This window comes from Acidithrix sp. C25, from assembly GCF_904848545.2.
On sequence record NZ_CAJHCI020000006.1, the window covers coordinates 604,066 to 617,268 of the forward strand.

The following is a 13,203-nucleotide window of genomic DNA, read 5'->3' on the forward strand; positions in this document are numbered from 1 at the left end:
GAGATGACCTCAAGGTCTGCTTGGGAGAAGTCCCGCCCACAGTAGCGCAGTGTTTCACTCATGGCATTGGACCAGGTGGCGACATGCGCCACTCAACAAGATCAGTCTCGCTCGCAACCCAGGGGAAGAACCGCTCCAGCGCGGCGGGATTCGGGGCCCTTCCCCCAGCGGCGGCACATTCTTGTAGGTAGGCGATGAGATAGGCGAGTGGGTTGCACCCAGCACGCTGGGCGGTGGCGGTAATGGTCCAGATCCGCGCGGCCAGGGTGGCTGCCCATATTGAACCGGATCCATAGCAGTTCTTGCGTATTACTGCCGGGTTGCGAAGTACAGCCTCTGCTGGGTTGTTATCGAGTGGCAACTCGGGGAACTCTTCATGACGGCAAAGGCCTTCCCATTCACGATCCAGTGTTGCGAGCACCTTTATGGCCCCAGGGTGAAGCGTCGGATCGCAAGCCTCAGCCTTTCTGGCAGTATCCATTGCTCTGATGATCCTGGTAAAGTCCTCCTCAGCGCGTAAGCGCCCGGTAGTTCCCGTCTCAAGTGCTTGGCGTGCATGATGTGCTACATAAAGCGACCCGATGCGAGCGAGCCATGAAGTAGTCCAACTCCGCAGCTCTTGATGCGCATCGCTAGCGCGGATGAAGTAGCACCTGATGTGTGCTCAACACCACAACGGGTCTACTCCCTCAAGTGCACCAAGGGACTGGTAGACACTGTAAAAGTCTGAGCTTATCAGGAGCTGTCGGCCAGGTTCGAGCGAACCCGCATCTATATCGATACCCAAATGCTCGGCTACCACTCTCGTCGAGCATTTGGGATCGATCAAGAACACCACGGTGTCGGGACCGAGGAAGGTCCACAGCCACCAGCGGTTGCCCGCTTTGTCAGCTACCGCCTCGAACACCTTCCAGGATGTCTCGTCGATGTGCAGATGCGCCGACTTTGCGTTCCTCTCCCTAATCGCTGCGTCAAGTTGCTCAAGTAGGTCCGAAAGCGCCTTGAGCGCTCCTGTCAAGGTGCCTTTTGAAACCTCGAACCCGTCATTTGAGAGAGCTGCGACGATGCGTTCCAAGGGACGCCCGATCACGTACTTCTCCACTACCAAGCGGCCCAGGAACCCTGAAGTGAACATTCCCTTGGGGATTGGCTTGGCCGGGACCGGTGCGACGAGCATGCCCCGAGTCTGACACTTGCAGGTGCGCCGGTAAGTAGGGCGGCGATGTCGGTGTCGCACGATGTGTACTTGCCAGTCGATCTGATAGAGGTTGAGGTTGCCCATAAATAATGGACACATTGACTACGCCGCCTTGGCGGACTCCAATAATGTTAGTTCATAACCAACTGGTGAGACGTTACCGATCTTCGAGTACCGCCTTTTATGGTTATAAAAGTCCATGTAACTCCTAATCCCAGCCCTTAATTCGGACATACCTTCAAATACGTGCCGGTAGAAGTACTCGTGTTTGAAGATCGACCAGAACGATTCAGCTGTTGCATGGTCGTAGCAAGATCCAGTTTTACCCATTGACCGGATAATGCCATTCTGTTCACAGAGTTCCACGACGCGACGATCGGTGAATTGGCTCCCGCGATCGGTATGGAAAATTGCGCCTTGGATATCGTCTCCCCTGAGGGAGATTGCCTGCTGGAGTGCTTCAATGACAAGGCTTGTCCTCATGTGGCGATCGACAGAATATCCAAGCACCCTGCCGGAGTGCTCATCACGAATAGCACAAAGGTAGGCAAATCCCTCTCCAACTCGCAAGTAAGTGATATCCGAGGTAAGAACGGCATTTAGATATCCCTTGTCGAAGTCACGTTCGACGAGGTCACTGGGATAACAAGCCTTTGGATCAGCGGTAGTGGTTTTGACTTTGAATGATCTGGGGGATATACCCTCTATTCCAAGATCTCTCATCCGAGTTGCAACGCTGTTTTTACTGATTACCTCCCCGCGATCGTGAAGCTCAGCGGTGATTCTTGGAGCGCCATAAGTTCCATTAGATTCCCTGTGAATGGAGAGTATCTTTGCCTCAAGGTCATTTCTAGCCACCTTGGCATCGGCTGGGTTCTCTAACCGATGTAGCCAGGCATAGTAGCCAGATCGAGACACTTCAAGTAGTCGCGCCATTCGTGCTATCTCAAAGTTAGCGCACTCCGCTTCCATCAGGGCAAATCTTTCTTGTTTGCTTGCTTGGCTGTAAAAGTACGCGATTGGCTTTCCCTCAGAACTCATTATCTTTTTTGAGCTCTGCCATCTCACGACGAAGCTTTATGAGTTCTCTTCTTTCATCAGCGCTCAGTGGTCCTTCATTGACACTAGAAGCTGCCTCTAGACGTATTCGTTCATCTTTTACCCACCTATATAGAGCCTCTTTTCGAAATAGATAGCTCACTAGCTACCTCTGGAACGAACGTGGCGGAATCTATAACTCGATGAGCAGCTTCAGTCTTGAACTCAAGGGTGAATTTACGCCTTGTTGCTCCCATGATGACATCCTTTCTACCAACAATCTATGTTGGCTTAACAGGTGTCCACTAAATCTGGGGAACCTCAGACACCAACAACTACTATTGAACTCAATTGGCTGGGTCAATTTTTATCGCTGATGGTGGGTAAAAAAACGTCGCAGTTTACAAAGACGAGCTTGGTAAGCGTTACCACCTTCTCCGAGAGTGCACCAATCTGGCCTTCGAGTTCACTAACCCGTGCTCGAAGCTCGGCGTTCTCCGCTTGAAGACGGGCATTATCGTGGGCCAAGTGCGCGTTGTCATCAGCCAGACGTTCTATCTCTGCCCGCAAGTACGCTGTCTCAGTTGTATTCAAACTGTCCATGACTACCAGTTAACACTATCTAGCGCTTCGTGTTCAGTCCCTGTTTTCGTCAGGGGTGGTACGGGTTCACCGAACGTTTACCTTTCTTTTCGTTGGTTGTAGCGTTTAGGAAAGCCTTCTCCAGCTATCTGATTCGATTAAATCATTTTGGGTCGCCTGAAAACGCTAATCTAGCTATGGTTTTAATATGTTAGCTAAACTTGACGAAATTCGCCAGATATTGACGGCGCCAGGGCAAAGATTTGAAATTACCGATACGCACATTCGAGGGACGACCTATCGGACTTGGAGTCAAACCCCAAATTCTCTCAGAGATATTTTGGAACGATCGACAAAGCACGCAAGCGCGACCTACCTGGTCTATGAAGACGAACGAATAACCTACCAGGAACATCTAGCTCTTGTAGCTAAGACCGCCCACGGGCTGATAGCTCTCGGCGTCAAAAAAGGCGATCGGGTTGTGATTTCTATGAGAAATTACCCGGAATGGATCATTTCGTTTTGGGCGATATCGTCAATTGGTGCCATCGCTGTTCCGCTAAACGCCTGGTGGACACAGCAAGAGCTGGAATATGGCATCGCCGATTCAATGGCCAAAGTGGTAATTGTCGACGCCCAACGTTATAGCCGGATTGTGCCCTCGATAAAAGGACTTGTTGAAACACTCCAAGAGATAACTATTTTGGTCGTTAGGTGCAACGAGGCAACCTTTGCCGATCTAGAGATTCCCGATCTTGGCGATTCAGACAGTTCCCTTAAAATCTTGGACTTTGGCAAGGTGATTGATGGTTATTGCGACCTCCTTCCTCAAGTTGAAATCCTTCCCGACGACCCCGTAACGATCTTCTATACATCTGGCACCACAGGCGCTCCGAAAGGAGCCCTTGGAACTCACCGCAACATTTGCACCAACCTAATAAGCGTTCTTTACATATCGGCTCGAAACCAAATGGCATATCCGTCAAGCCAAAGGACTGCCCTTGATTCAAATGGAGACAAACAACAAAATGCATACCTCTTATCGGTTCCACTCTTTCATGCCACAGGCTGCCACGGTGTATTGATACCAAATACCTTTGCTGGATCGAAGATAATCATGATGTATCGCTGGAACCCAGAGCGAGCACTGGAATTGATCGAACGAGAAAAAGTCACCGCATTTGGGGGTGTGCCGACGATGGTTTGGCAGGTCCTAAATTCGCGCGACTTTCCTATGAGAGATACCTCAAGCGTCAAACTGATTACCTATGGAGGATCGCCTTGCCCACCTGAGTTAGTGCGAAAGATAAAAGAAAACTTTCCCATGGGTAGTCCTTCGAATGGATACGGTCTGACCGAAACCTCCTCGGTTGCAACCATGAACTCCGGCGATGACTATTTAGAAAAACCAGATTCTGTTGGTTTGCCATTGCCCGTCGTAGAGTTAGCAGTTGTGAACGATAGCGGCGACCAGCTAGGCCCTAATCAAGTAGGTGAACTCATTATCAAGGGTCCCAATATCGTTGACGGCTATTGGAATAAACCTCAAGCAACAAAAGACTCATTCAGGGATGGATGGTTCTATAGCGGCGACTTAGCCTACGTGGATGAAGAAGACTTTGTCTATATTGTCGATCGAGCAAAGGACATGGTTATCAGAGGAGGCGAGAACATCTATTCCATCGAAGTTGAGTCCGTATTGTATGACTTTCCCGGAGTGGTCGACGCAGCCATCATTGGAATACCGGACTTAGTTATGGGGGAGGAGGTCGCAGCCATCGTAACTTGCAATCCGGGGATCTCAATCAGCGAACAGGACTTAAGATCCTACGTAGCCCAACATCTAGCCGCTTTTAAGGTTCCCAAATACATCTTCTTTTACGACCAGCTGCTCCCGCGTAACCCGACTGGCAAGATCCTAAAGAGGCAACTTCGGGAAGAAGTTAGCCGAACGATCCTAGATCAACCTTCTTCACTCGGCTAAAACATCACTTTGGAAGAGGGATATGCAACTATCTCCCAGTTCTCCCCTTTCTCCATTTCTATTAACTGTTCGGCTAAAGGTCAACTTGGAGTTAGGGCTCTCGGCCCGGGAGTTCTAACGACGAGAGATCACGTCAATTGCATAAGGGGCCACAATTTGACAACAGGAGCTAATAAACCAAGAAGATTAAAGGCTTGGATCAAAGACGATAATTGAAATTTTAATGTTGAAACCCCTAATCAAACAACGAAAAGAGATCGGGTAATCGAGGGATTGCTGAAAGCACCAAGATGGCTACCGTTGAAACTGAGTGATAAGTAGTGAGCTCACTCATTGCGATTTCACCTTTTTCAAGGTTCTCGTCTCGAACTTCATTCTCACTTGTCCGAGAGTTGTTCTCGTCTCTTTGAGCATGGCCAGTATTGCTACTGGTCTTATGCGCTCTCTTGCGATGATGAGTCGTCCCATCATCGCTACTACCGATAAACAGATAATAAAAAGAAGGGTAACCGATTCCAATACTACGTATTGGAATCAAACCTCTTTAGTTCGAATTCAATGGAGCTAAGAACACAACTTTCAGATCCAATTACGGGACTGCTTATTTCTTTGGATCCAAAGAAACGCTCAAGGGGAGCTCTTGAATTCTAAGCAACCATTTTGAGTAAATGCGTTGCTGTCGAATACGCCAAAACGGTCATTTCACAATGGCCCCTATGGTAGGTTAAAAGCACTGGTAAAGAGTTACTGGAATGATTGGTAAAGAGTTTTGGAATACTCACCAAGACCCCAGACGGAGCACAACAAGAACTTTGGGCGCTATTGTGCGCCTAACCTGCGATCCGTGAGCTAATCGTCGCAGCTGGCGAGATGACAAAGCAAGACCCGCTACTAATCTCATTTATCACTGGTCTTGATGCAGTGCGCGGCCCGGTTGGAGACCCGGCCGCTTCCCCCCCCCTTCTCTCACAAACGATTGACCAATGCATAGGCGCCACACTTAGAGTTATCGCTTCGGTCAAAAATAGGCAATGTCATGGCGGGTCAAATCCTCGCCACGCCAAGCGGACTCTTCGTTATTCGAGCCGGCCCGCTGACCCAACTAAACGACCTATCCCAAGAGGATCCCTAACACTGGTGATGCTACCTCTGAGTGTAATGTCTCAACCTTAAGTTGAGGGTATCGGGTTCCCCAGTAGGAACAACCGAAGCAGAACTTATCTTGGTCTTTGCCATGGATACCCTCTTAATGCGTCTCAACCCGCCGCTTCGATTGCGTTCCAACCCTCGATTAGTCAAGCGCAAGGTCCTGAAGTGGGCGATCAAACGCTTTTATCACCACAGTTGGCCTAAACTTGAGCATCCGCCTCAGATCTGTGTGCCGGTGTTCAACTGAGCGGTATTGAACTAAGTCCAAGCAGAGATTGGATTTGGATTTTTACGACCCCGCCACGGGGTTCGCTTTTGGAAGTCGCACAGTTACTACGGCTCCGCCTTGATCGTGGTTTCTTGCCTCCACTTCGCCTCCGTGAGCCACCACCAGATGTTTAACCAAACTTAAACCTAGGCCAAAGTTATTTGAGCCAGGACTAGTGCTGACAAAAGGCTCGAAGACGTGGTCGAGAATCTCCCGATCGAAGCCGTCACCATGATCACGAATGGCAATTATGGCCTGTGTGGAACTTTGATCGATAGTTATCTCAACGATACCTCCAGGTCTGCTATGTCGAATCGCATTTAACGTCAGATTCTCCCATATTTCGCAGATTCTCACTGGGTCAACGTAGGCATGGACATCTTGGGTGACATCTAGAACGAGTCGGACCTGGGCGGCACTTGCCTGTGGTGAGAGATTTGTGAGAGTTGCGGAGATGACTGATTCCAAATCACTATCGGTCAATTTAAGGGGAATGGTTTTGCTTTGGCCTTGTGCCACCTTGAGGAGGCCATCGGTCAGATAGATGAGATTGTCGACTCTTTTTTCAATTCGATCCATCAAAATCGCCGGGTCGCTCCCGAACGAGCTAGACCATCGGGAGTCGAGTTCCGCTTTCATCCCAGCTAAGGGCGTTCGCAATTCGTGGCTAGCGGAAGCGATAAATCGACGCTGCAGTTGGGTGGAGTCGTGGATTTTAGTTAAAAATTCATTTAGGGTGTCGGCCAAAGCAGCCAGCTCATCGCCGGTTCCGGGGTTGCTGAGTCGATCCATCGAGTGGCCCTTTGAGAGATCCTGTGCCTGCTTTCGCATTCGTTCTACAGGTTTTAGCACGATCGAGGCGAGTAATCCTGCACCAAGGCTTGCAAATATTATTGCGCTGATGCCTCCGATAGCCAGGAGTTCCTCAGCGATATTGAGCGAATCGTCAACTTTGTCAGTAGAGCTCCCAACGATAGCTAGCTCACCGTGAGTCGATGGGATCTTCTCAATTAGAAGAATATAGGGGCTCGATGAACCTTGGTGGGGGAGGGTAATGTAGTACGGTTTGCCAAGGTGTCCATTCATTTGGCTCCAGGTCAACAGTGCTTTAGCGCCTGCTACCTTGGTTGTATATAAGATCCTTAGATTCTTTGACAATACCTGAGATACCGATTGATCCGGAACCAGAATTATCTTTTTGCCGCTGGTGTTTAGTTGGATTAAGTGGCGTTGTGTGGCAATCTGAAGGCGATCCATCCGCCCCCTCAGAGAGCGCTCCAGGGTAGCTCTAGTAGCGGAGCCGACATATGCGTCAAATCCAATGCTCGCTACGACAGTGATAAATAAGGTGAGCGCGGCCACGGATAAGACTATCCGCATTCTCATCGACAATTCAGTCGTTCCAATTTTCATCTAGACACCAGCCAACACAGTAGATCGTTTTTATGAACGGCCTACCGGTTTCGGCCTGAAGTTTTCTTCGAAGCTGGTGAATGTGCCAGTCCAGTGTGGCGTTGGAGAGCGTAGTTCCCTTGTTTTGTAGTATCAGCTCCACGGATCTACGTGTAAGGACGACCCCAGGCCGCCTTAGAAATAGGTCTAGTATCTCGAACTCTCGTGGTCGTAGGATTATGGTATTATCGCGATAAGTAACGCTTCGGTCGATGGGACTTAGAGCAAGGTCGCCGAATTTGTCGACTTCGTTTCCGCCAGACGATCGCGCCAACGATTTGTTTTCGTTAGCGCGATCGCCCCTTCGAAGGATCGCATGCAATCTTGCTTTGAGTTCCGCGAAACCAAATGGCTTTACCAGATAATCATCGGCGCCGAGTTCTAACCCGTTGACTACGTCTTCGACGCCGCCGAGGGAGGTGATCATCAAGATCGCTAGTTCGGGCCAGCCCTGAACTGCAATCTTGCAGACCTCCAGCCCTGACATTCCTGGTAGGAGTATGTCTAGGATCAAGATGTCAAAGTAATTTTTGCTTAGTTCTTGTATCGCTAACTCGCCACTATTTGAGATCGTGACGCGATAGTATTCCTGTTCCATTCGACGCGCAAGCGCACTGGCGAGTTCAAGGTCGTCCTCAACCAGGAGGACTCTACCAATCCACTCGTCGCCCTTTGGTGAACTAACTGCCTTTTGCATATGATCCAAAGACTCCATGGCTAAATTGCGCTTGCTCCACTCATATAGGAGTTGCCTTGACTTTGAAGTTGAGAAATCGCAGTACTTATAGTCATACCACCAGTTACAGCTTGTTGAAACGCTGAGTCAAGTTCTGCCTGGACCTGTGCGTAACGGTCGCTTACTGGGCGTCCATAGGTATATGGCGACTGCATCGCTTTAACCGATGCAGCTAGTCCAGAGTGGGTCGAGAGAAACGAGGCCGGAAGGGCACTAGCGCCGGTTTGGGTTTCGGGAGCAAAGCCAGTATTTTCATCCCAATATACTTGCTGTGCTGGTTGAAGCCACCACGATACAAAGGTCCATGCTGCTTGGTCTTGTGCTGGACTGTGTCCCTTTGGGAGTACAAAGCCGAGCCCTTGGACCAGATTGGCCGCATGACCAGTTGAGCCAGCGGGTTCAACGAATGCTCCTACCTTGAACTTTCCACCGACCGCATCTAGCAGCTTTTGCTCACCAGCTGATGTGCCATCGATCATTGCCATATGGCCCGATGCCAGATCTTGTCGCAGCGTTGTACCATGGTCAAAGACTAGATCCCCTGAGGAGTATAGATTTTTGAAGTAAGTAAATGTTGAGGTTGTGGCGGCGTTATTGAAATTTACCGACGTTCCAACGGCGTTTCCGCCGGCGAGCATACTTCCACCGTTGCTTAGAATCGCTGGAAGTATATGGGCCGAGGAGTCCTTCCAACCGATTGGAATAACAGTTGAACTCTTTAGTTTGGCAGCGTCGGTTGCAAGTTGAGCCCACGTGGTTGGCGCTGTCGTGATGCCGGCGGCTTGGAAGAGAGTTTCATTGTAGAAGACCTCTGAGACCTTCGCGCTAGCCAAGATTCGATAGTGCTGTCCTTGGACTAAACCATTAGTCCAAACCGATGGGAAGACATTGGATTGGGTTAGCTCACTGGATCCCTTTAGGTAGGAGTTCCATGAAACTAAGGCACCTCCCTTTACGAGTGTCCCATCGTAGTGGCTAATTTCAGCTAGCGTTGGCGGATTTCCAGCGGCAATTGCAGCTGGAAGTTTTGATGACGCCTTCGTCACAACTACCTTGACCGTGATATTTGGATGGCTCGCATTGAACTTGTCGACGAGAGCCGTGACTGCAGCGCCAACTGGGCCGCCATTATGTGATTCCCAGAGAGAAAATGAAACGGGTGCTGCCGTGGTTGCGGCCTTGGTAGTAGCTGTTGACGCGGATGCGCTTGAGTTTCCACATGCGCTAAGGATTATTGCTGCCGCAGCTGCAGAGCCGAGTAGATTCCTCCTTGTCTTGGACTTCGCGAAATTCCAGTTAGCCATGGAAGATTGGATGGAATTTGGATCAACTTTAGATTTTTTGGCTCTTTGCGAAGCTTGCATTGTTAGAATTAACCTTTCGACTATGTGTTAGTAGTTGTTGTGTAGATGGTCGTCGACGTTCGGAGTCGATGGCCATCTTTTTTTAGGTGGTAAATTCGCACTGCCGCCAGCTCGTTGGATCTCTTGATTACACAAGGGGTATGGTCGGAGCTAGAGGTGTATTCGAATAGGGGTCAGATATTGACCCCGCTATCTCTTCCAGCAACCCCCGCCACGATGTGGCGTTGCAGAAGGAAGAAGAGGATTACGATCGGCGTAAGTGCCAAGATCGCCGCTGAGGTCAATTTTCTCCAGTTTGCCTCGAACGTTTGCATGTAATGGCTCAATGCCACTTCGATAGGTTGAACAGAATGTGAAGTGGTCATAATTAGGGGCCATTGAAATTGGTTCCATGAGGAGATGAAGGTTAGAAGGGCCACGGTTAGTACCGCTGGTTTGGCCAAGGGCACTGCCACCTTGATAATGTACCTTAGATGTCCAACGCCTTCCAATCGGGCTGCTTCCCAATACTCCCTGGGAAGGCTCTTGAAAAATTGCCTAAACAGAAAGACTCCAAAGGTGGATGCCGCAAATGGTATGATCTGAATTATGTAGGTGTTGAGGAGGTGTAGATGGAGCGCTATTGAATATTGTGGAATCAAAAGGGCTTGGGTTGGGAGCATCATTACGCCTACGATCATTATGAAAAAGACCGATGATCCTCGAAATTTGATTTCAGAGAGTGCGTAACCAGCCATTGCCGAGGTGATCAGGACTAACAGGACGGTCGATCCGGCGATTAAGACGGTATTGGCAATGTAGTGAAGCCAATTCGTATGGGTGACGACGTAGCTAAATGCGCCGGTGTGCATCGCTGGCGTTAGCCGAGGTGGTATCGAAAATACTCCCCCATGGGTATTGAATGCTGTTACCACCATCCAATAAAGTGGAAATGCAAATATACAACTTACAAGAACCACGAAGATTCGATTGACAATGCGTCCAGGGGTCATAGCGGTAGCTTTCATCGGTAGAAGACGATTCGATCTGAGATCCACTTCTGGACCATTGTAAGTGTGAGGATTATGAAGAACAAGATGAAGCTCATCGCCGCCGCCAGACTGAAGTGGAGATAGGTAAAGGCCGTTTGAAAGATCAATACTGCATCAGTCGTAGTTGAGAATGCTGGACCACCAGCTCCTCCGTGTGCACCGCCGGTCATCGTGTAGATCTGGGAGAATGCTTGCCAAGTATTTACAGTTGAAAGAATGACCACAAAGAAGGTAGTAGGTGAGATCAGTGGCCATATGACTCGCCGAAAGATCCTATATTTCTTCGCTCCGTCTAGAGTTGCGACCTCTATAAGTTCACGGGGAACCCTAGATAGCCCAGCCAGAAAGATGATTACGTATAGTCCAAGAGAGTGCCACAGGGAATCTATCATGACGGCTGGTAGTGCCCAAGTGGTACTTTCGAGCCATCCGAGTGCCGGAAGATGAAGTAGGCTTAGTACGTAGTTTGCCAGGCCAAAGTGTGGATTAAAGACCCAAACCCATATGATCGAAGTGGCTACTACAGGGGTAACGTGAGGCAGAAAGACGGCAGCTCGCCAGATGCCACCTCGCTTGGATTGCATACCATCTCTAAGCAACATTGCGACCGCTAGTGACAATAGGGTCGTGGCAGGAATCATTACCAGTGTGTAATAGGCAGAATTGACAAGAGATCGCCAAAATAACGGCTGGTGAAATAGGATTCTAAAGTTTTTGAGGCCGACGAAATTTGCCGTAGGTGAAAGTATGCCCCAGTGGAAGAAGCTTATGACCAACAGATAGGCTGCAGGTATATAGAAAAAGACCAGAAAGACTGCACCAGCAGGAAGGATCAAGCCATAGCCAACGAGCTTCTCCTTAACCATCAGTGCCATATCTCGCTGACGTTCGAATCTACGAGGTTTAGTAGCTTCTAGCTTTAGGTCTACCCCTGGAAGGGTAGTTGGTCTGTTGGAGATCTTTAGAGCCATTTCGATTTAGACACGCTTTCTGGAATTGATTTCATCTCGATTGGATTTGCACTTTTTGTGGTCATTGTTCTATCCAACTAGTGACTCTGCCTTGACTTCATCTATATCAAGCAATCGATCTAAAGCGTTTCCACTAAGGGCGTCGAAGAAGCGTAGGTCGCTAGGGCGCGCGAAGAGGGCTATCTTTTCACCGATTCGTGGGGTGGAATCTGGGGGAAGCTTAGCAATAAAGTTTTGGCTACTGCTGGGACCCTCTATTTTGAAATAGGTTTGCAGTTGGCTTCCCATTTGTTCTACCAATTGGATTTCGCCTACGATTTTTGCGTCGTTTTCGTCGCCGACTAGAGAGAGTAGTTCTGGTCGTATCCCGAGTAGGACCTTTTTATTTAGGTGTGAGCCTACTACTCGGGCTGCCTCTCTGGGAAGCGATATAGCCTCTCCGCCCCTAATGCGATCGCCATCGGTACGCAGTTCAACCTCAGTCAAGTTCATTCCTGGGGAGCCAATAAATTTTGCCACGAACGAGTCGGCCGGGGAGTTGTAGATCTCTCTTGGTTTTGCAACTTGCTTTATGGTTCCATTGTGCATGACGACGATGCGGTCAGCCAGGGTCAGGGCTTCGCCTTGATCATGGGTTACATATATTGTTGTGATGCCAAGTGAGTGATGGAGTTTGCCTATCTCGATTCGCATCTGCTCTCTGAGATTCGCATCTAAATTAGAGAGAGGTTCGTCCATCAAAAAGACCGAAGGTCTACCCACCAGGGCCCTACCAAGAGCGACCCGTTGGCGTTGACCACCCGATAGCTCCCTGGGCTTGCGTCGTTTCATCGCGCTTAGTTCGAGCATCTCAAGAACTTCATCCACGCGAATTGCAGCCTCGACCTTTGTGGTTCCTCGAGATCTTAGGCCAAATGCGAGGTTCTCAAAGACCGACATATGTGGATAGAGGGCGTAGTTCTGAAAGACCATGCCAACGTTGCGTCGATCACCAGGGATATCGTTCATCACTTTGTCGCCAAATTTGATGCTCCCTGAGGTTACCTTCTCGAGACCTGCGATCATTCGGAGAGTTGTGGTTTTGCCACAGCCAGATGGCCCTAGGAGGACGACGAATTCACCGTTTTCAATTTCAAGGTTGATCCCATCTACGACAGCCGTTCCGGCCTTTCCGTAGGATTTAGTCAGTGATTCCAGCATTATGGATGTCAAGGTATGATCACCTTTCGATTTCTGTAAAACTACTTCTCTAGGTAGACGACATAATTGCCGATTCCTCTTCTGTACCTATTTTCTATTTGGTGTGAATTAATTGGGGTTATATCCAAAGGTACCCAGGGCTGAATATTTCGTGAATTAGTCCTTTGCTAAATTGTTAACCTTTGGCATTTTGGCTTCATATGGTAAGTAAGACCTTGATGGGGGCCATT

General features: G+C 49.3%; 12 protein-coding genes and 1 pseudogene. 1 reads left to right on the forward strand and 12 read right to left on the reverse strand.

Annotation, left to right across the window (positions count from 1 at the left end):
* Positions 1–58: 58 nt before the first annotated feature.
* The 5 genes and pseudogenes from tnpC to ACIDITHRIX25_RS71850 all read right to left on the reverse strand — a co-directional run bounded on the left by tnpC (position 59) and on the right by ACIDITHRIX25_RS71850 (position 2,830).
* Positions 59–1,297: pseudogene (gene tnpC / locus ACIDITHRIX25_RS71830) on the reverse strand (IS66 family transposase).
* Positions 1,298–1,300: 3 nt separating this feature from the next.
* On the reverse strand, positions 1,301–2,239 hold the full coding sequence (locus ACIDITHRIX25_RS71835) for an IS3 family transposase (RefSeq protein WP_283770391.1): 939 nt from the start codon (positions 2,237–2,239) through the stop codon (positions 1,301–1,303).
* Positions 2,229–2,399 (reverse strand): hypothetical protein, encoded by a 171-nt coding sequence (locus ACIDITHRIX25_RS71840; RefSeq protein WP_201732467.1) that lies wholly within the window; start codon positions 2,397–2,399, stop codon positions 2,229–2,231. Before ACIDITHRIX25_RS71840 ends, ACIDITHRIX25_RS71835 begins: the two co-directional genes overlap by 11 nt.
* Positions 2,365–2,493, reverse strand: a complete 129-nt coding sequence (locus ACIDITHRIX25_RS71845; RefSeq protein ID WP_283770392.1) for a hypothetical protein — start codon at positions 2,491–2,493, stop codon at positions 2,365–2,367. Before ACIDITHRIX25_RS71845 ends, ACIDITHRIX25_RS71840 begins: the two co-directional genes overlap by 35 nt.
* Before the next feature lie 103 nt (positions 2,494–2,596).
* On the reverse strand, positions 2,597–2,830 hold the full coding sequence (locus ACIDITHRIX25_RS71850; RefSeq protein ID WP_160291716.1) for a hypothetical protein: 234 nt from the start codon (positions 2,828–2,830) through the stop codon (positions 2,597–2,599).
* 196 nt (positions 2,831–3,026) lie between these two features.
* On the opposite strand from ACIDITHRIX25_RS71850, the gene ACIDITHRIX25_RS71855 reads away from it, so the two are divergent.
* On the forward strand, positions 3,027–4,802 hold the full coding sequence (locus ACIDITHRIX25_RS71855) for a class I adenylate-forming enzyme family protein (RefSeq protein ID WP_201732468.1): 1,776 nt from the start codon (positions 3,027–3,029) through the stop codon (positions 4,800–4,802).
* A gap of 235 nt (positions 4,803–5,037) precedes the next feature.
* Here the strand turns inward: ACIDITHRIX25_RS71855 and ACIDITHRIX25_RS71860 are convergent, their stop codons facing one another.
* The 7 genes from ACIDITHRIX25_RS71860 to ACIDITHRIX25_RS71890 all read right to left on the reverse strand — a co-directional run bounded on the left by ACIDITHRIX25_RS71860 (position 5,038) and on the right by ACIDITHRIX25_RS71890 (position 12,985).
* Complete coding sequence (locus tag ACIDITHRIX25_RS71860; RefSeq protein ID WP_052604471.1) at positions 5,038–5,340, reverse strand: hypothetical protein; 303 nt, start codon at positions 5,338–5,340, stop codon at positions 5,038–5,040.
* 900 nt (positions 5,341–6,240) lie between these two features.
* Positions 6,241–7,632, reverse strand: a complete 1,392-nt coding sequence (locus ACIDITHRIX25_RS71865) for a HAMP domain-containing sensor histidine kinase (RefSeq protein ID WP_052604470.1) — start codon at positions 7,630–7,632, stop codon at positions 6,241–6,243.
* On the reverse strand, positions 7,613–8,368 hold the full coding sequence (locus ACIDITHRIX25_RS71870) for a response regulator transcription factor (protein ID WP_160291715.1): 756 nt from the start codon (positions 8,366–8,368) through the stop codon (positions 7,613–7,615). The genes ACIDITHRIX25_RS71865 and ACIDITHRIX25_RS71870 overlap by 20 nt, the downstream gene beginning before the upstream one ends.
* A gap of 20 nt (positions 8,369–8,388) precedes the next feature.
* Positions 8,389–9,771: an extracellular solute-binding protein gene (locus tag ACIDITHRIX25_RS71875; RefSeq protein ID WP_201732469.1), complete on the reverse strand. Its 1,383-nt coding sequence runs from the start codon at positions 9,769–9,771 to the stop codon at positions 8,389–8,391.
* A gap of 173 nt (positions 9,772–9,944) precedes the next feature.
* On the reverse strand, positions 9,945–10,763 hold the full coding sequence (locus ACIDITHRIX25_RS71880) for a carbohydrate ABC transporter permease (protein WP_201732470.1): 819 nt from the start codon (positions 10,761–10,763) through the stop codon (positions 9,945–9,947).
* 11 nt (positions 10,764–10,774) lie between these two features.
* Positions 10,775–11,773: a carbohydrate ABC transporter permease gene (locus ACIDITHRIX25_RS71885; protein ID WP_052604466.1), complete on the reverse strand. Its 999-nt coding sequence runs from the start codon at positions 11,771–11,773 to the stop codon at positions 10,775–10,777.
* Between the two features lie 69 nt (positions 11,774–11,842).
* Entirely contained in the window at positions 11,843–12,985 is a 1,143-nt protein-coding gene (locus ACIDITHRIX25_RS71890) for an ABC transporter ATP-binding protein (protein ID WP_201732471.1), read from the reverse strand.
* Positions 12,986–13,203: the final 218 nt, after the last annotated feature.